This window comes from Streptomyces sp. NPDC019937, assembly GCF_040631655.1.
Lineage (GTDB): Bacteria > Actinomycetota > Actinomycetes > Streptomycetales > Streptomycetaceae > Streptomyces.
Genome location: NZ_JBEYAL010000007.1, coordinates 254507 through 271438, shown reverse-complemented (window position 1 = coordinate 271438; position 16932 = coordinate 254507). Strand labels below are relative to the sequence as shown.

Here is a 16932-nt window from a genome sequence, read left to right as displayed (position 1 = left end):
ATGCAGGGCACCATCGTCAAGGTCGCCGTGACCGAAGGCGACACCGTGGCCGAAGGCGACCTCATCGTCGTCCTCGAAGCCATGAAAATGGAACAGCCCCTCAACGCCCACCGCGCGGGCACCATCAAGGGGCTGAGCGCCGAGGTCGGCGCCTCGATCACCTCGGGCTCGGTCATCTGCGAGATCAAGGACTGACGCCGCGCCCGGGCCGGTTCGCACGGGCCCCGGACGTCCACGGGACGGCCGGGGCCCGCCGCACGTTCAGCGCCCCCGCACCACGTCCTGCGGGAAGGTCAGCTGTCCGCTCATCCAGCGCAGCGCCGTGGGCAGTTCGCGCCGCCAGGTGCGGAAGTTGTGGCTGCCCCGGTCCAGGATGATCGACTCGGCGCGCATCGGCGGCCGTACGGCGGCCAGGAACGACCGGGTCGCGCCGTAGTCCGACTCGCCCCGGCGGCTGGAGGCCACCAGCACCGACACATCGGGCCCCGGCAGGTGCCGCAGCCGCCACAGCAGATCGTGCTCCCGCATCCGCCGCCGCCCCGCCGGGCCGCCGCCGAACAGGTCCCCGGTGGTGGGATCGTCAGCCACCCGGTAGTCGGGCGAGAGGGCGGCCGCCGCGGAGTAGACCCGCGGATGGCGCATGGCCAGCTGGAGCGCGCAGCTGCCGCCCGAGGAGTAGCCCAGGACGCCCCAGGCGCTGGGGTCGTGGCCGATCCGGTAGTGGCGCACCAGCGCCTCGGGGAGATCCTCGGCGAAGTACGTCTCGGCCCGCGGCCCTCCGGGCACGTCCACGCACTGGGTGTCGCGCGGCGGGGCGATGGTGGGCCGGACCATCACGATGACGGCGGGCTGCATCGTCCCCCGGCGGATCAGGTCGCCCGCGGTCTGCGGCACCCGCAGGTGCTGGGCCAGCAGAAACGACCCGCCGGGGTAGCCGCTGATCGCGACGATGACGGGGAAGCGCTGGCGGGCGTACTGGCGCTGGAAGTACTGCGGCGGCAGGAACACGTACGCGGGGTCGGCAACCTGGCTACGGCGGCCCAGGATGCGCACCGACTCGACCTTCCCGGTCTGCTCCGGCCGCCCGCCGGGCAGCCCGTGCACCTTGTCCAGGCCCTGCGGCGGCGCGGGCTGCACCAGGGTGCCGGACGGATCGCCCTGCACCGCCCCGCCGCCGTGCACGTCCGAGAGCGCGGCGGGGGCATCGTCGCCCCGGCCCAGCAGCTCGTCCCAGGACCCGTAGAACTGGAAGTTGGCGTTCACCGCGAGGGCCAGCGCGGCGACGATCGCGCACTGGGTCACCGCCAGCGAGCCGAGCCGGCCCAGCCACGCCCGTACGCCCCGCCCGGCGAAGCGCGGCCACAGCCAGGCCGTGAGCGCGACGCACACCACGGCGACGGCGATGAGCACGTACTCCAGCGGTCGACTGGTCAGTTCCATGGGTTCTTCCACTCCCGGTCACCGCGACGCACGGTGCCTTACGCCCTGTTTGATGGCGATTACGCGAAACGGCGTTGCCCGGCGCCGACGTTGTTTCCCCGCCGTTCCCCCACGCGCGCCCGCGGTTCACCGCCCCGTCACCGCGCGGCCGCTGCGGCACCCCGGACGGCCGGAGAGCGAGGTATCCGGACACCCCCATGCCGCGTGATGGCATGCTTGACCTACCGGCAGGCACAGCAAGGCACAGCAGGGAGGACCGCGATGGCGACCGAGACAGCCCCGGCGCACACGCCACCGCTGCCCCGCCCCATGCGCGCCGACGCGCGCCGCAACTACGAGCGGCTGCTGGCCGAGGCGCGCACCGCCTTCACCCAGCACGGCACCGACGCCTCGCTGGAGGACATCGCGCGCCGCGCGGGCGTCGGCATCGGCACGCTCTACCGGCACTTCCCCAACCGCACCGCGCTCATGGGCGCCGTCTTCCAGGGCGAGATGAACGCGCTGCTGACGCGCTCCCGCGAGCTGGCGAAGGCGCCCCAGCCGTGCACCGCGCTGGTCGACTGGCTGCGGGCGATCGTCCACCACGCCAGCACCTACCGCGGGCTCGCCCAGGCCCTGATGGCCTGCTCGGGCGACGAGAGCTCGGAGCTGTCCCGGGGCTGCCGGCTGCCGCTGCGCGAGGCGGGCAGCGAACTGCTCGCCCGCGCCCAGCGGGCCGGGGCCGTGCGGCCGGACGTGGTGATCGCCGACCTGATGCAGCTGACCAACGCCATCGCGCTGGCCGTCGAGCAGTCGCCGGACGACCCGGAGCTGGCGGACCGGCTGCTCGCCCTGACCTTCACCGGTCTCAAGGCGCACTGAACCGATCACCCTCGCACCGCTCAGCGCCCGGTCAGCGGCGGCGCGGTGCCAGATCCGCGACCCGGCCACCGCCCGTCTGCTGCTCGGGCAGCGAGGCCGCGCTGCGCAGCTGGGCTGCGCCGCCGGGCCCCTGGCCGTGCGGATTGCGGCGCGGCCCGGGCAGCGGCAGCCCGTCCTCGCCGGATCCGGCCCGCGGGGCCGATGAGCCCAGCCGCCCCGCCTGGCGGCCCGCGCCCGACGATCCGCCGCTGCCCTCGCCCCCGGCCGGGCCGGACCCCGCGCCCGGCCCCGCCACCGCGATCTGCACGCCCTGGTCGGCCAGGGCCTGCAACTCGGTCAGCGCGCGCTCGTCCTGGGCGGGTGGCTCATCGGTCACCAGCCGCGTGATCACATCGGTGGGCACCGTCTGGAACATGGTGTCGGTGCCCAGCTTGGTGTGGTCGGCGAGCACCACCACCTCCGCCGCGGCCTGCACCAGCGCCCGGTCGACGCTGGCCGACAGCATGTTGGACGTGGACAGCCCGCGCTCGGCGGTCAGCCCACTGCCGGACAGAAAGGCGCGCGAGACCCGCAGCCCCTGCAGGGACTGCTCGGCGCCGCTGCCGACCAGCGCGTAGTTGGAGCCGCGCAGGGTGCCGCCGGTCATCACGACCTCGACCCGGTTGGCATGCGCCAACGCCTGTGCGACCAGCAGGGAATTGGTGACCACGGTCAGCCCGGGGACCCGCGCGAGCCGGCGGGCCAGCTCCTGCGTGGTCGTACCGGCGCCGACCACGACGGCCTCGCCCTCTTCGACGAAACCGGCCGCGAGATCGGCGATCGCCGTCTTCTCCGCGGTCGCTAGATGGGATTTCTGCGGGAAGCCGGACTCCCTGGTGAATCCGCCCGGCAGCACCGCACCGCCGTGCCGGCGGTCGAGCAGTCCTTCTGCCTCCAGCGCCCGCACATCACGCCGTACGGTCACTTCGGAGGTCTGGACGACGCGGGCGAGCTCACGGAGCGACACCGCTCCGTTCGCACGCACCATTTCAAGGATCAATTGGCGACGTTCTGCAGCGAACACGAAACTGACAGTAACGCCAACGACTGTCTGTTTTCAGCAGCTTGCACTAATTAGCAGAAGTTGTTCATCTGCGCGGGCGCAAGCTGCTATAAGGGGCGCACCTCACACGCCGCCGCCGTCCTGACTACCCTTCGGACGACTTGCGCGTGTGCAACTGCCGTGCCACCTCGGCGATCGAGCCGGACAGCGAGGGGTACACGGTGAACGCCTTGGCGATCTGCTCGACCGTCAGGTTGTTGTCGACCGCCAGCGCGATGGGGTGGATCAGCTCGCTCGCGCGCGGCGCGACCACCACACCGCCGACCACGATGCCGGTGCCCGGACGGCAGAAGATCTTCACGAAGCCGTCCCGGATGCCCTGCATCTTCGCCCGCGGGTTGCGCAGCAGCGGCAGCTTCACCACCCGGGCGTCGATCTTCCCGGCGTCCACATCGGACTGCGAGTAGCCCACGGTGGCGATCTCGGGGTCGGTGAAGACGTTCGCCGACACCGTCTTCAGGTTCAGCGGCGTGACCGCGTCCCCCAGGAAGTGGTACATCGCGATCCGGCCCTGCATCGCCGCCACCGACGCCAGCGCGAACACCCCGGTGCAGTCACCGGCCGCGTACACGCCCGGCGCGCTGGTGCGCGACACCTTGTCGGTCAGGATGTGCCCGGACTCCTTCATCCGGACCCCGGCCTCCTCCAGGCCCATGTCCGCGGTGTTCGGGATCGAGCCCACGGCCATCAGACAGTGGCTGCCGGTGATGACCCGCCCGTCCGCGAGCGTGACCTCCACCCGGTCCCCGACGCGTCCCTCCTCGCCCGCCTTCGGCGAGGAGGGTCCCTGTGCCGATGCAGGTCCGGGGACCCTCTTCACCGCCGTTGCCCGCGACCGGGACATCACGTTCATCCCGCGCCGCCGGAAGACGTCCTCCAGGACCGCCGCCGCGTCCGGGTCCTCGCCCGGCAGCACCCGGTCCCGGCTGGAGACCAGCGTGACCTTGGACCCCAGCGCCTGGTACGCGCCCGCGAACTCGGCGCCCGTGACACCGGACCCGACCACGATCAGTTCCTCGGGCAGCTCATCGAGGTCGTAGACCTGCGTCCAGTTCAGGATGCGCTCGCCGTCCGGCTGCGCGTCCGGGATCTCCCGCGGGTGCGCGCCGGTCGACACCAGCACCGCGTCCGCGACCAGGGTCTCCTCGGAGCCGTCCGCCGCCCGGACGATCACCTTCCGCGATCCGTCCGGCCCCTGCGCGGGCTCCAGCCGCCCACGCCCCCGCATGACCCGCGCGCCGGCGCGCGTCACGGAGGCCGTGATGTCGTGCGACTGCGCGAGCGCCAGCCGCTTCACCCGCCGGTTGACCTTGCCCAGGTCCACGCCCACCACCCGGGCCGCCTGCTCCAGCGGCGGGGTGTCATCGGCGACGATGATGCCCAACTCCTCGTACGAAGAGTCGAACGTCGTCATCACCTCAGCCGTGGCGATCAACGTCTTCGACGGCACGCAGTCGGTCAGCACCGACGCCCCGCCCAGACCGTCGCAGTCGACGACGGTCACCTCCGCACCGAGCTGGGCGGCGACCAGTGCCGCCTCGTAGCCGCCGGGTCCGCCACCAATGATCACGATCCGAGTCACATGCTCCATTGTCCCGTACCCACCCATTAGGCTTCCGCCCGGGGGTTCGAGTGCGCATTCCGCTACGAACCCGCCACCCCAAGAGCGCTTCCACCCCTCTCCCGTACCCTCTGATCCATGTCGCTCTACGCCGCGTACGCCGGCAACCTCGACGCGCGGCTGATGTCCCGCCGCGCACCGCACTCACCCCTGCGCGGCACAGGCTGGATCACCGGCTGGCGCCTGACCTTCGGCGGGGAGCAGATGGGCTGGGAAGGAGCCCTCCCCACCATCGTCGAAGCCCCGCGCTCGCAGGTCTTCGTCGCCCTCTATGACATCGCCCCCATGGACGAGGACTCCATGGACCGCTGGGAGGGCGTCGGCCTGGACATATACCGCCGCATGCGGATCCGCGTCCACACACTGGACGGCGACGAACCCGCCTGGCTGTACGTCCTCAACGGCTACGAGGGCGGTCTGCCCTCCGCCCGCTACCTCGGCGAGATCGCCGACGCCGCCGAATCCGCCGGGGCGCCCCACGACTACGTCATGGAACTGCGCAAGCGCCCCTGCTGACTCCGCTTGCGCGCGGCTGGTGAAGTCATCGTGCCGATGCGGCCGTCCCTCTGTTCTCCCCCACGGGGCCCGGGCGAGGATGCGGCTTGATCTCGACCGCCACCACCGAAAGCCGACCGATATGCCCGTCTTCAGGCGCCGCAAGGGCAACCGTCCCCGCCTGGTCCCCGAACTCGACGACACCGCCCTCGGCCGGGTCCGGCAACGCCTCGAAACGAGCTGGATCCGCGGCGAACTCGACACCACGGTGATCGCCCAGGTCTCCAGGGTGGTCGAGGACGCCGGTCAGGACTGGGACCGCAAGGGCCACCGCCTCGCCGTACTCGCCGCCACCGCGGGGCGGGCACTGCCCGGGATCTGGCGGCGTCACCACCCCCGCGACCAGGGCGCTCTGCTGCTGCACGCCTGGTCGGACCTGGCCCAGGCCCAGGCCGACCTGAGCGACGCCCGCGACGCCTGCCGCCTCGCCGCCGAGCTGGTTCCCGCCGACCCCACCCCGTACGTGGTGCACCTGGCCACACTGCGCCGCGAGCGGCGCCCCCACCGCGAGCTGTCGGCGGTCTGGCAGGAGGTCATGACCCGCGACCCGTGGAACCGCGAGGCGCACCTCCAGGTGCTCGGCTATCTGTCCCCCGACGAGTGCGGCTCCGCCGTACAACTCCTCGACCTGCTCGACTCGGTCCGGGGCCGCATGCCCGCCGACGCCCCCGCCGCCGCCCTGGAGCTGACCGCGATCGTCCGCGGCCACCAGCGCGCCATGGCCACCGGCGGCATGGAGGCGATCAGCGCCGGGGAGCACTGGCGGCGGGAGCAGGTCGCCTCGGTCCTCGACCAGGCCACCCAGGACTGGACCCGCCCCGGCTTCCTCCGCCACGCCGCCGCCCTCGCGGACCTCAACGTCCTGGCCTACGCCCTGGTCAGGTCCGGCCGCATGGCCGACGCCACGACGGTCCTGCGCGCCACCACGGGCGTGGTGACGCCCTGGCCCTGGAACGCCGACGGCGACCCGCTGGAACGGTTCTCCCAGCCCTACGAACGCCTCGCCGCCCTCTCGTAGCGCACCCGTTCACAACGATCCGAGCACCGTCATGGATGCGCATCTACGCGCGTAGGGTGTAACCGGCTACCCTCGTGCGCGTGAACGCATCTGTTACCAGGAACAGCCAGGGCGAACCCGCCGACCCCCACGCCGTCGCCGACGCCGCCGCCACGCGCCTGCGCGAGCTGACCGGCGCGGAGACCCACGACGTCGCCCTGGTCCTGGGCTCCGGCTGGGTCCCCGCCACCGACGCGCTCGGCAGCCCGGAGCACGAGTTCCCCGTCACCGAGCTGCCCGGCTTCCCGCCGCCCGCCGTCGCGGGCCACGCGGGCACCATCCGCTCGTACAAGCTGGGCGACAAGCGGGCCCTCGTCTTCCTCGGCCGCACCCACTACTACGAAGGCCGCGGCGTCGCCGCCGTCGCCCACGGCGTCCGCACCGCCGTCGCCGCCGGCTGCAAGACCATCATCCTCACCAACGGCTGCGGCGGCCTCCGCGAAGGCATGCGCCCCGGCCAAGCGGTCCTCATCAGCGACCACATCAACCTCACCGCCGCCTCCCCCATCGTGGGCGCCAACTTCGTCGACCTCACCGACCTCTACTCGCCCCGGCTGCGGGCCCTCTGCCAGCAGATCGACCCCTCCCTGGAAGAGGGCGTCTACGCCCAGTTCCCCGGCCCGCACTACGAGACGCCCGCCGAGATCACCATGGCCCGCACCATCGGGGCCGACCTCGTCGGCATGTCCACCACCCTCGAAGCCATCGCGGCCCGCGAGGCGGGCGCCGAGGTCCTGGGCATCTCCCTGGTCACGAACCTCGCCGCGGGCATGACCGGCGAACCCCTCAACCACGAGGAGGTCCTCCAGGCCGGCCGCGACTCCGCCACCCGCATGGGCACGCTCCTGTCCCAGGTCCTGGACCGCCTCTGAGGTTGGGGGCTGAGGTCTTGGGGGCTCCGCCCCCAAACCCCCGCCGGGGCTCCGCCCCGGACCCCGGCGCGAGGTGCGGCCGGGTGGTGCCGGTGCGGGGCCTCCGGCCAGTGGCACCGGCCACGCCGGATCCCGGTCGCGCCCAGGGGCCCGCCATCGTGCCGTCGCGGGCCTCCGCCGTACGGCGGAGGGGGTAGGGCCGCAGGGGTGGGGTCCTGGACGCTGACGTGTATGTGTGGCGCCGTGGGCTTCCGGCCCACCTCACGCTTCACGGCGGCGGCGCCGTAAACATACGGTCCAGGGCCCTGCCCCGGAGGCCCCGCACCCGGCACCCACCACGCACCCCAGGCGCACCACCCCCACACCGGCACCCAGCCACCGCACACCGCAGCCCCAGGAGGCCCCCCATGGCGCTCGACCTCATCGACCAGGCCACCACCTGGCTGGCCGAGGACCCCGACCCCGACACCCGCGACGAGCTGCGCGCGCTGCTCGCCGCGGCCGAGGGGGGCGACGACGAGGCGCGGCGCGCGCTCGCCGAGCGCTTCTCCGGCACGCTGCAGTTCGGCACCGCCGGCCTCCGCGGCGAACTGGGCGCCGGGCCCATGCGGATGAACCGCGCGGTCGTCATCCGCGCCGCCGCCGGTCTGGCCGCGTACCTCGCGCGGCAGCCGGAGCGAGCGGGCGGCCTCGTCGTCATCGGCTACGACGCCCGCTACAAGAGCGCGGACTTCGCCCGCGACACGGCCGCCGTCATGACGGGTGCCGGTTTCCGCGCGGCACTGCTGCCCCGACCGCTGCCGACGCCGGTGCTGGCGTTCGCGATCCGCCACCTCGGCGCGGTCGCGGGGATCGAGGTCACGGCGAGCCACAACCCGCCGCGGGACAACGGGTACAAGGTCTACCTGGGCGACGGTTCGCAGATCGTCCCGCCCGCCGACGCGGAGATCGCGGCGGAGATCGCGGCGGTGGGCGGTCTGGACGGCGTGCGCCGCCCGGACACCGGGTGGGAGACGCTGGACGACGGCATCCTCGACGCGTACCTGGCGCGCACCGACGCCGTGCTGACGCCCGGTTCGCCCCGTGACGCCCGCGTCGTCTACACGCCCCTGCACGGCGTGGGCCGCGAGACGCTGACGGCGGCGTTCGCGCGGGCGGGCTTCCCGGCGCCCACGGTGGTGCCGGAGCAGGCGGAGCCCGACCCGGCGTTCCCGACGGTGGCGTTCCCGAATCCGGAGGAGCCGGGGGCGATGGACCTGGCGTTCGCGACGGCCCGCGAGGCGGCGCCCGACATCGTCATCGCGAACGACCCGGACGCGGACCGCTGCGCGGTGGCGGTCCCCGAGCCGGGGACGGGTACGAGGACGAACACCGGCTGGCGGATGCTGCGCGGCGACGAGGTGGGCGCGCTGCTCGCCACCCACCTCGTGCACAAGCGCGCCCGCGGCGCCTTCGCGACGACGATCGTGTCGTCGTCGCTGCTGTCGCGCATCGCGGCGGACGCGGGCCTGCCGTACGCCGAGACGCTGACCGGCTTCAAGTGGCTGGCCCGGGTGGACGGCATGCGGTACGCGTACGAGGAGGCGCTGGGCTACTGCGTGGACCCGGACGGTGTGCGTGACAAGGACGGGATCACGGCGGCGCTGCTGGTGGCGGAGCTGACGTCGGAGCTGAAGGAGCAGGGGCGGACGCTCACCGACCTGCTGGACGACATCGCCGTCGCGCACGGTCTGCACGCCACGGACCAGCTGTCCGTACGGGTCGAGGACCTGTCCCTGATCGCGGCGGCGATGCGGCGGCTGCGCGAGCGGCCCCCGGCCGAGCTGGCGGGCCTGAAGATCGCCTCGGCCGAGGATCTGACGCGGGGGACGGAGGCCCTGCCCCCGACGGACGGCCTGCGCTATCGGCTCGCCGGGAAGGACGCGGTCCGCTCGGCCCGCGTGATCGTCCGCCCGAGCGGCACGGAGCCGAAGCTGAAGTGCTACCTGGAGGTGGTCGTGGACGTGCCCGGCGCCGCGGACCTGCCCCCGGCCCGCAGCGCCGCGGAAACGGTGCTGGCGGCCCTGAAGAAGGACCTGGCGGCGGCGGCCGGGATCTGACGCCCCGCCCTCAGATCAGCAGCATGATCACCAGCAGCAGCGCCCCGGCCAGGCTGGGCGCGATGACCTCGAATGCCCAGCGCACCTCGGGCTCGCCCTGCGCGCCGTCGCGGGCGGCGTTGGACTCGGCCAGTTCGCGCAGATCGCCGATGGTCTGGTCGGCCTGGGCGCGGCGGTCCGCCGTCGCGCCCGGGCCGGAGGCGCGGCCGGTGGCGCCGGGCGTACGGCCGAAGGAGCCCGCCGCCGTGTCGCGGCTCTGCTGCCGGGCGGCCCGCTTGCGCTGCCGCAGCGAGACGGGGACGGCCCACAGCTGGTACGTCGCGCCGCCCGCCAGCACTTCGCTGGTGTAGCCCGCGCGCAGGGTGTCGACGGAGCCCCAGGGGAGGGTGATGGTGCGGAAGGGGTTGCGTACGAGAAGGCGGTCCGCGCCCGCGTACACCGCCGGGCGCACGGTGAAGGCGATCACCACCGGCACCGCGAACAGCAGCCCGGCGAGGGCGAGCCACGGGGTGCGGCCCTCGCCGCGCAGGATGGCGTCGATGCCGAGCCAGCCGCCGAGTCCGAGCAGCAGCACGCCGCCCACGATGCCGCCCGGGGAGCGGTAGACGCGGTCGGCGTACGAGGTGGGCTCCTCGGCGGGCTGCGCAGGGTCGGCGGGGTCGTCCGGGCTCGTCATGGGGCCGATTGTGCCGCACGGCCCCTCCCCTTGGGCCTCGGGATCAACACGGAACGAGCACGATCGGGCCCGGGCTCGATCAAGGCCGGGGGGTGACATACTGCTACGCGCGTAGATATGCTCAGGTGGTGACCATGCCCACCACTGTTCCCGCATACGGCAAAGAGGCCGCGGAGCGACTGGCGTCGATGGCGGACGTGACCGCCACCGACAGCGCGCTGCGCCGCTTCCTGCACGGCCTGCCGGGCGTCGACGCGGTTGGCCTGCAGGCCCGTGCCGCGACCCTCGGCACCCGCTCGATCAAGACGACGGCGAAGGCGTACGCCATCGACCTGGCGATCTCGATGATCGACCTGACGACCCTGGAGGGCGCGGACACCCCGGGCAAGGTCCGGGCGCTGTGCGCGAAGGGGATCAGTCCCGACCCCACCGACCGCACCGTCCCGAAGGTCGCGGCGATCTGCGTCTACGGCGACATGGTGGCGACCGCCAAGGAGGCCCTGGGCGCCAGTGGCATCCACGTGGCGGCCGTGGCGACCGCGTTCCCGTCCGGCCGGGCGGCCCGCTCCGTGAAGCTGGCCGACACCCGGGAGGCGGTGGCCGCCGGGGCGGACGAGATCGACATGGTGATCGACCGCGGGGCGTTCCTCTCCGGCCGCTATCTGGAGGTCTTCGAGGAGATCCGGCAGGTGAAGGAGGCGTGCGTCCGCCCGGACGGCAGCGCCGCCCATCTGAAGGTCATCTTCGAGACGGGCGAGCTGCAGACGTACGACAACGTGCGCCGCGCGTCCTGGCTGGCGATGCTCGCGGGCGCCGACTTCATCAAGACGTCGACCGGCAAGGTGTCCGTCAACGCCACGCCGCCGGTCACCCTCGTCCTGCTGGAGGCGGTCCGGGACTTCCGGGCCGCGACCGGGGTGCAGGTGGGGGTCAAGCCCGCCGGTGGCATCCGTACCACGAAGGACGCCATCAAGTACCTGGTGATGGTCAATGAGACGCTGGGCGAGGAGTGGCTGTCCGCGGACTGGTTCCGCTTCGGCGCGTCGAGTCTGCTGAACGACCTGCTGATGCAGCGCCAGAAGCTGAGCACCGGCCGGTACTCCGGTCCCGACTACGTGACGGTGGACTGATACGCCATGCCCGTTTTCGAGTACGCCCCCGCTCCCGAGTCCCGCGCGGTCGTCGACATCGCCCCCTCGTACGGGCTGTTCATCGACGGCGAGTTCCGCGAGGCCGGTGACGGGAAGGTCTTCAAGACGCTGTCCCCCTCGTCGGAGGAGGTGCTGTCGGAGGTCGCCCAGGCCAATGCCGAGGACGTCGACCGTGCGGTGAAGGCGGCCCGTAAGGCGTTCGAGGGCTGGTCGGCGCTGCCCGGTGCCGAGCGCGCCAAGTACCTGTTCCGCATCGCGCGGATCATCCAGGAGCGCTCCCGCGAGCTGGCGGTGCTGGAGTCGCTGGACAACGGCAAGCCGATCCGCGAGTCGCGGGACGCCGACCTGCCGCTGGTCGCCGCGCACTTCTTCTACTACGCGGGGTGGGCCGACAAGCTCGCCTACGCGGGCTACGGCCCCGATCCGAAGCCGTTGGGCGTGGCGGGCCAGGTCATCCCCTGGAACTTCCCCCTGCTGATGCTGGCCTGGAAGATCGCCCCGGCGCTGGCCTGCGGCAACACGGTGGTGCTGAAGCCCGCCGAGACGACGCCCCTGAGCGCCCTGTTCTTCGCGGACATCTGCCGCCAGGCGGGTCTGCCGAAGGGCGTGGTCAACATCGTCACCGGTGACGGTTCGACCGGCGCCGAGCTGGTCGCCCACCCGGGGATCGACAAGGTGGCCTTCACGGGCTCGACCGAGGTCGGCAAGGCGATCGCCCGCACGGTGGCCGGTACGGAGAAGAAGGTCACCCTGGAGCTGGGCGGCAAGGCCGCGAACATCGTCTTCGACGACGCGCCGATCGACCAGGCGGTCGAGGGCATCATCGGCGGCATCTTCTTCAACCAGGGCCACGTCTGCTGCGCGGGCTCCCGGCTGCTGGTCCAGGAGTCCGTCCAGGACGAGCTGCTGGACGCGCTCAAGCGCCGTATGCGCACGCTGCGGGTGGGCGACCCGCTGGACAAGAACACCGACATCGGCGCGATCAACTCCGCCGAGCAGCTGGCCCGCATCCGCGAGCTGGCCGACGCGGGCGAGGCCGAGGGCGCCGAGCGCTGGGCGCCCGAGTGCGAGCTGCCCAGCTCCGGCTACTGGTTCGCGCCCACCCTCTTCACCGGCGTCACCCAGGCCCACCGGATCGCCCGCGAGGAGATCTTCGGCCCGGTCCTGTCCGTGCTGACCTTCCGCACCCCCGACGAGGCGGTGGCGAAGGCGAACAACACCCCGTACGGCCTGTCGGCGGGCATCTGGACGGAGAAGGGCTCGCGCATCCTGGCGATGGCGAGCAAGCTGCGCGCCGGGGTGATCTGGTCCAACACGTTCAACAAGTTCGACCCCGCCTCGCCGTTCGGCGGCTACAAGGAGTCGGGCTACGGCCGCGAGGGCGGCCGCCACGGCCTGGAGGCATATCTCGATGTCTGACCGTCTGAGCGTCTTCAAGACCTACAAGCTGTACGTCGGCGGGAAGTTCCCGCGTTCCGAGAGCGGCCGGGTGTACGAGGTGACCGATCCCAAGGCGCGCCGGCTGGCCAACGCCCCCCTGGCCTCCCGCAAGGACGCCCGCGACGCGGTGGTCGCCGCGCGCAAGGCGTTCGGCGGCTGGTCCGGGGCCACCGCGTACAACCGCGGCCAGATCCTCTACCGCGTGGCCGAGATGCTGGAGGGCCGCCGCGACCAGTTCGTCCACGAGGTGGCGGACGCGGAGGGCCTGTCCAAGCCGAAGGCCACCGCCCAGGTCGACGCGGCGATCGACCGCTGGGTCTGGTACGCGGGCTGGTCCGACAAGGTCGCCCAGATCGCGGGCTCCGCCAACCCGGTGGCCGGGCCGTACTTCAACCTCTCCACCCCCGAACCGACCGGCGTGGTGGCCCTCCTGGCCCCTCAGGACTCTTCCTTCCTGGGCCTGGTCTCGGTCGTCGCCCCCGCGATCGTCACCGGCAACACGGCCGTCGTCGTGGCGAGCGAGAAGGCCCCCCTTCCCGCCCTCTCCCTCGCCGAGGTCCTGGCCACCTCCGACCTCCCCGGCGGCGTGGTCAACATCCTCTCCGGCCGCACCGCCGAACTGGCCACCCCGCTCGCCGCCCACCAGGACGTCAACGCGATCGACCTGACGGGCGCGGCCCCCGAGCCGGCGGCCGATCTGGAGAGGGCCGCCGCCGACAACCTCAAGCGCGTGGTCCGTCCACACCCTGTGGACTGGTCCGCCGAGCCGGGCACCGGCCGTCTCCTGTCCTTCCTGGAGACGAAGACGGTCTGGCACCCCATGGGCGTCTGACGCGTACGCCGCCCCCGCCCCGGCGCGGGGGCGGCCCGCGCTCCGCGGGCCGAGCCGAAATTCGTTTGACCGGACCACGGGTCGACGCCGCATGGTGGCCGGGCACCGCCAGTCGTGGTGCCGGTATCCCGAGGAGGCAGCGGCAGCGATGGAGATACGTTCCACGACCGACAAGGATCGCGACGTCTTCGTCGACACACTCCACGCCGCGTTCGGGATCTTCCCGGAAACCCCGGCCGAGGACGGCGGGCTCTGGTGGTCGGCGCTCGAAATGGACCGCAACCTGCTCGCCCTGACGGCGGACGGGCGGCCCGTCGGCACCGCCGGTGCGTACTCCTTCGAGCTCACCCTGCCGGGTGGGCGTCCTCGCCCCGGCCGCCGGAGTAACCGCCGTCGGCGTCCTGCCCTCGCACCGGCGCCGGGGCGTGCTGAGCGCGATGATGCGCCATCAGCTCACCGAGCTGCGGGCCCGTGGGGAGTTCCTTTCCGTACTGCTGGCTTCCGAGGCCCTGATCTACCGCAGGTTCGGCTACGGACCGGCGACCTACACGCAGCGGCTGACCGTGCCGCGCCACCGGGCCGCCCTCGCCCTCCCCCGGGCGCGCGGAACGGCCGCCGCACGAGCGACCGGCCCGGACAGCGACCCGGTCGAGGTGCTGCGTCGTGCCGAGTGCGGCACGATCCTGGAAGAGGTCTACGACCGGTACCGCCGCGCCCAGCCCGGCGCGCTGTCCCGGCCGCACCGCTGGTGGGCCTCGCGCGCGGGGCAGCCCCCGATCTCTCCGGCGCCGCGTTACGTCGCCGTCCACCGGGACGCCGACGGCGTCCCGGACGGGTACGCCAGCTACTCGCTCGACGCCGGCACCCTGACGGTCGACGAGACCATCGCGAGCGACGACGCCGTCTTCACCGCCCTGGCCCGGTTCGTGCTCGGCCACGACCTGGTCTCCCAGGTCGTGTTCAAGCACGTCCCGCCCCAGCACCCGCTGCGCTGGCAGTTCGCTGACTTCCGCGCCGGCGAGGTGAGCGGCGACACCGACTGGCTCTGGGCGCGGCTGCTGGACGTCCCGCGCGCGCTGACCGCGCGCGGCTGGCTCACGGACGGCGAGCTGGTCCTCGACGTCGAGGACCCGTTCCTCGGCGAGCACGACCGCTATCTGCTGACCATCCGGGAGGGCAAGGCCGACTGCGTCCCGACGGACCGGGAGCCCGACCTGTCCCTGGACGTGAGCGACCTGGGATCGGTCTACCTCGGCGGCACCGCCCCGAGCACGCTCGTGCGGGCCGGACACATCCGGGCCCACCACCCGGACGCGGCCACCCTCGCCGACGCCCTCTTCCGCACCGACCGCCCCCCGCACTGCCTGCACTGGTTCTGACCGCGCCCCGCACAGGTCCCGTCAGCCCGTCGTCCGTGCCGGAGGGCACCCTAAAAGATCATGCACGTGGTGGTGGCGTGGGCGATCAGGTTGCCCTGGTCGTCCAGCACCTTGCCCTCGGCGGTGGCGGTACGGCGGCCGGCGTGGATGACGGTGCCTTCGGCGGTGAGGGTCTGGCCGTCCGTGCGGGCGGCGCGGATGTAGTTGACCTTGAGTTCGAGGGTGGTGTAGCCGGTCCCGGCGGGGAGGGTGGTGTGGACGGCACAGGCCATGGCGGAGTCGAGGAGGGTGGCGGCGATGCCGCCGTGGACGGTGCCGAGGGGGTTGGCGAAGTCGGGGCGGGTGTCGAGGGAGATGACGATGCGGCCGTGCTCGACCTCGTCGAAGCGCATGCCGAGCAGGCGGCCTATGGACGGGATGTCGGTGGGGCGTTCGGTCTGCACCCAGCGCATCAGTTCCAGGCCGGTCATGGCTGCGAGGTCGGTGGTGGTCACGGTCGTTCTCCTAGGTGGTGCCGGGCGTGCGGGCGTTGGCGCGGTGCTGGTCAGCCGAGCGGGTCGGCGGTGTCGCGCAGGGTGGCCAGGACCGGGGCGTACATGCGGGCCTTGATGGTGGCGAGGGTGTCGCCGGCCTTGTTCACCTGGGCCCGGGCGATCTCGATGGCGGTGGAGCGCACGGCGTCCTCGGCGACCGCCTGGTCGACGATGCCGGCGGCCGCGGCGTCGGACCCGCCGTAGCGGCGGGCGGTGACCATGGCCTCGTGCGCGGTCCGCGGTGTCAGCCGGGACTGGATGAGGGCGGACATGCCGGGGGTGAAGGGGATGTTGATGTCCGCTTCGGGCAGGCACCAGTAGCCGCGGTCGGCGCGCATGACGCGGAAGTCGTGGGCCAGGGAGAACATCGCGCCCGCGGCGAAGGTGTGGCCCTGCAGCGCGGCCACCGTGACGACCGGCAGCGACAGCAGCCGCGCGAACAGCTCGTGGACGGAGACGACATAGTCCTGGTGCTGGTCGGCATGGGCGAACAGCCAGTCCAGGTCGAGCCCGTTGGACCAGAACTTGCCCGTGGCGGCGGTGACCAGGGCCCGGGGGCCTTCCGCCTTCTCCACCTCGTCGAGTGCGGCGTTGACGGCGGCGATCCAGTCGGGGTGGAAGCGGTTCTCGTCGTCTCCCAGATCGAGGACGAAGACGTTGTCCTGACGGTCGAGCGAGGTCATGACGACTCCTTCACGGCCGGGATCCGGCCTCGGGCCGGTGGTGCAGGGCGTTGAGCAGCAGGTCGTGGATCTCAGCGGCGGCAGCCTCCAGCGGAGCGGTGCTCTGCTCGGCCCGGCACATGACCACGGCGCCTTCGACCGCCGCGATGATGAAGGCACCGAGCCTCCGGCCGCGCTCCTCGGTCAGACCGTGCCGGACGAACAGGACCGTGAGTGCCTCCCGCCAGCGGGCGAAGACGGTGGCGGCGGACCGAGCGAGCTGGGGTGCTTCGTCGTTGGTCTCCACGGCCACCGCCACGATCGGGCAGCCCGCCCGGAAGCCGCTCTCCACCAACCGGTCGCGCCACAACGCGAAGAACGCGTCGACGGCCCGCACTGGATCGTCGGCCTGCATGGCGGCATCGATCAGCCCCGCGATGAAGTCGCCCGCCAGCGCGACCGCTTCGTCGATGAGCTGCGTCCGTCCGCCGGGAAAGTGGTGATACACCGAGCCGCGCGGCGCCCCGCTGTGGGCGAGCACCCGGTCGATGCTGGTCGCGCTCGCCCCATGCTCGCGCAGCAGGGCGGCGGCGCTGCGAATCATCCGGTCCCGGCTGTCACTCCTGCGCGGACTCACCTGCTCACCCCTTCC

The 16932-nt window shown here is 72.7% G+C and carries 16 protein-coding genes and 1 pseudogene; 10 read left to right on the top strand and 7 right to left on the bottom strand.

The genetic code is table 11. The features are described 5' to 3' along the window. Positions 1-195, top strand: a 195-nt coding sequence (locus ABZ562_RS09675) for a biotin/lipoyl-containing protein (protein ID WP_361476003.1), incomplete at its 5' end; no start/stop codon positions are given. A 66-nt stretch (positions 196-261) separates the two neighbouring features. On the opposite strand, the gene ABZ562_RS09670 is transcribed toward ABZ562_RS09675, so the two are convergent. Next, a complete protein-coding gene (locus ABZ562_RS09670; protein ID WP_361476001.1) occupies positions 262-1440 on the bottom strand; it encodes an alpha/beta hydrolase-fold protein in 1179 nt (392 codons plus the stop codon). Positions 1441-1701: 261 nt separating this feature from the next. On the opposite strand from ABZ562_RS09670, the gene ABZ562_RS09665 reads away from it, so the two are divergent. After that, positions 1702-2301: a helix-turn-helix domain-containing protein gene (locus tag ABZ562_RS09665; RefSeq protein WP_361475999.1), complete on the top strand. Its 600-nt coding sequence runs from the start codon at positions 1702-1704 to the stop codon at positions 2299-2301. A gap of 31 nt (positions 2302-2332) precedes the next feature. On the opposite strand, the gene ABZ562_RS09660 is transcribed toward ABZ562_RS09665, so the two are convergent. Then, a complete protein-coding gene (locus tag ABZ562_RS09660) occupies positions 2333-3340 on the bottom strand; it encodes a DeoR/GlpR family DNA-binding transcription regulator (RefSeq protein WP_361476037.1) in 1008 nt (335 codons plus the stop codon). Between the two features lie 148 nt (positions 3341-3488). Next, positions 3489-4994: an NAD(P)H-quinone dehydrogenase gene (locus ABZ562_RS09655; protein ID WP_361475997.1), complete on the bottom strand. Its 1506-nt coding sequence runs from the start codon at positions 4992-4994 to the stop codon at positions 3489-3491. Between the two features lie 108 nt (positions 4995-5102). Here ABZ562_RS09655 and ABZ562_RS09650 point away from each other — a divergent pair, with 108 nt between their 5' ends. From ABZ562_RS09650 to ABZ562_RS09635, 4 genes are all read left to right on the top strand, one after another. After that, positions 5103-5540: a gamma-glutamylcyclotransferase gene (locus tag ABZ562_RS09650; protein WP_055547017.1), complete on the top strand. Its 438-nt coding sequence runs from the start codon at positions 5103-5105 to the stop codon at positions 5538-5540. A gap of 121 nt (positions 5541-5661) precedes the next feature. After that, entirely contained in the window at positions 5662-6597 is a 936-nt protein-coding gene (locus ABZ562_RS09645) for a hypothetical protein (RefSeq protein ID WP_361475995.1), read from the top strand. Between the two features lie 80 nt (positions 6598-6677). Continuing rightward, positions 6678-7508 carry a purine-nucleoside phosphorylase gene (locus tag ABZ562_RS09640; RefSeq protein WP_361475993.1) on the top strand — a complete coding sequence of 277 codons (831 nt, stop codon included), beginning with the start codon at positions 6678-6680 and terminating at the stop codon, positions 7506-7508. 407 nt (positions 7509-7915) lie between these two features. Continuing rightward, positions 7916-9607 carry a phospho-sugar mutase gene (locus ABZ562_RS09635; RefSeq protein WP_361475991.1) on the top strand — a complete coding sequence of 564 codons (1692 nt, stop codon included), beginning with the start codon at positions 7916-7918 and terminating at the stop codon, positions 9605-9607. 10 nt (positions 9608-9617) lie between these two features. Here the strand turns inward: ABZ562_RS09635 and ABZ562_RS09630 are convergent, their stop codons facing one another. Beyond that, positions 9618-10283: a PH domain-containing protein gene (locus tag ABZ562_RS09630; protein ID WP_361475989.1), complete on the bottom strand. Its 666-nt coding sequence runs from the start codon at positions 10281-10283 to the stop codon at positions 9618-9620. Positions 10284-10417: 134 nt separating this feature from the next. On the opposite strand from ABZ562_RS09630, the gene deoC reads away from it, so the two are divergent. From deoC to ABZ562_RS09610, 4 genes and pseudogenes are all read left to right on the top strand, one after another. Further along, on the top strand, positions 10418-11413 hold the full coding sequence (deoC, locus tag ABZ562_RS09625; protein ID WP_361475987.1) for a deoxyribose-phosphate aldolase: 996 nt from the start codon (positions 10418-10420) through the stop codon (positions 11411-11413). A gap of 6 nt (positions 11414-11419) precedes the next feature. Then, the gene (locus ABZ562_RS09620) at positions 11420-12853 is read left to right on the top strand and encodes an aldehyde dehydrogenase family protein (protein ID WP_361475985.1); all 1434 of its coding nucleotides are present in this window, start codon (positions 11420-11422) and stop codon (positions 12851-12853) included. Further along, on the top strand, positions 12846-13706 hold the full coding sequence (locus tag ABZ562_RS09615) for an aldehyde dehydrogenase family protein (RefSeq protein ID WP_361475983.1): 861 nt from the start codon (positions 12846-12848) through the stop codon (positions 13704-13706). Before ABZ562_RS09620 ends, ABZ562_RS09615 begins: the two co-directional genes overlap by 8 nt. A 148-nt stretch (positions 13707-13854) precedes the next feature. Further along, positions 13855-15085: pseudogene (locus ABZ562_RS09610) on the top strand (GNAT family N-acetyltransferase). A 50-nt stretch (positions 15086-15135) separates the two neighbouring features. Here ABZ562_RS09610 and ABZ562_RS09605 read toward each other — a convergent pair. From ABZ562_RS09605 to ABZ562_RS09595, 3 genes are read right to left on the bottom strand one after another with little or no spacing between them, the layout of a single operon-like run. Beyond that, positions 15136-15579: a PaaI family thioesterase gene (locus tag ABZ562_RS09605; RefSeq protein WP_361475981.1), complete on the bottom strand. Its 444-nt coding sequence runs from the start codon at positions 15577-15579 to the stop codon at positions 15136-15138. Between the two features lie 50 nt (positions 15580-15629). Further along, positions 15630-16301: an enoyl-CoA hydratase-related protein gene (locus ABZ562_RS09600; protein WP_361475979.1), complete on the bottom strand. Its 672-nt coding sequence runs from the start codon at positions 16299-16301 to the stop codon at positions 15630-15632. Between the two features lie 10 nt (positions 16302-16311). Then, the gene (locus ABZ562_RS09595; protein WP_361475977.1) at positions 16312-16917 is read right to left on the bottom strand and encodes a TetR/AcrR family transcriptional regulator; all 606 of its coding nucleotides are present in this window, start codon (positions 16915-16917) and stop codon (positions 16312-16314) included. Between the last annotated feature and the right edge of the window lie 15 nt (positions 16918-16932).

Excerpts from the sequence above, each read along its gene's own strand:
- deoC (WP_361475987.1), top strand. The coding sequence starts at position 10,418 with ATGCCCACCACTGTTCCCGCATACGGCAAAGAGGCCGCGGAGCGACTG.
- ABZ562_RS09615 (WP_361475983.1), top strand. The coding sequence starts at position 12,846 with ATGTCTGACCGTCTGAGCGTCTTCAAGACCTACAAGCTGTACGTCGGC.
- ABZ562_RS09650 (WP_055547017.1), top strand. The coding sequence starts at position 5,103 with ATGTCGCTCTACGCCGCGTACGCCGGCAACCTCGACGCGCGGCTGATG.
- ABZ562_RS09635 (WP_361475991.1), top strand. The coding sequence starts at position 7,916 with ATGGCGCTCGACCTCATCGACCAGGCCACCACCTGGCTGGCCGAGGAC.
- ABZ562_RS09665 (WP_361475999.1), top strand. The coding sequence starts at position 1,702 with ATGGCGACCGAGACAGCCCCGGCGCACACGCCACCGCTGCCCCGCCCC.
- ABZ562_RS09620 (WP_361475985.1), top strand. The coding sequence starts at position 11,420 with ATGCCCGTTTTCGAGTACGCCCCCGCTCCCGAGTCCCGCGCGGTCGTC.
- ABZ562_RS09630 (WP_361475989.1), bottom strand. The coding sequence starts at position 10,283 with ATGACGAGCCCGGACGACCCCGCCGACCCTGCGCAGCCCGCCGAGGAG.
- ABZ562_RS09600 (WP_361475979.1), bottom strand. The coding sequence starts at position 16,301 with ATGACCTCGCTCGACCGTCAGGACAACGTCTTCGTCCTCGATCTGGGA.
- ABZ562_RS09655 (WP_361475997.1), bottom strand. The coding sequence starts at position 4,994 with ATGGAGCATGTGACTCGGATCGTGATCATTGGTGGCGGACCCGGCGGC.
- ABZ562_RS09670 (WP_361476001.1), bottom strand. The coding sequence starts at position 1,440 with ATGGAACTGACCAGTCGACCGCTGGAGTACGTGCTCATCGCCGTCGCC.
- ABZ562_RS09645 (WP_361475995.1), top strand. The coding sequence starts at position 5,662 with ATGCCCGTCTTCAGGCGCCGCAAGGGCAACCGTCCCCGCCTGGTCCCC.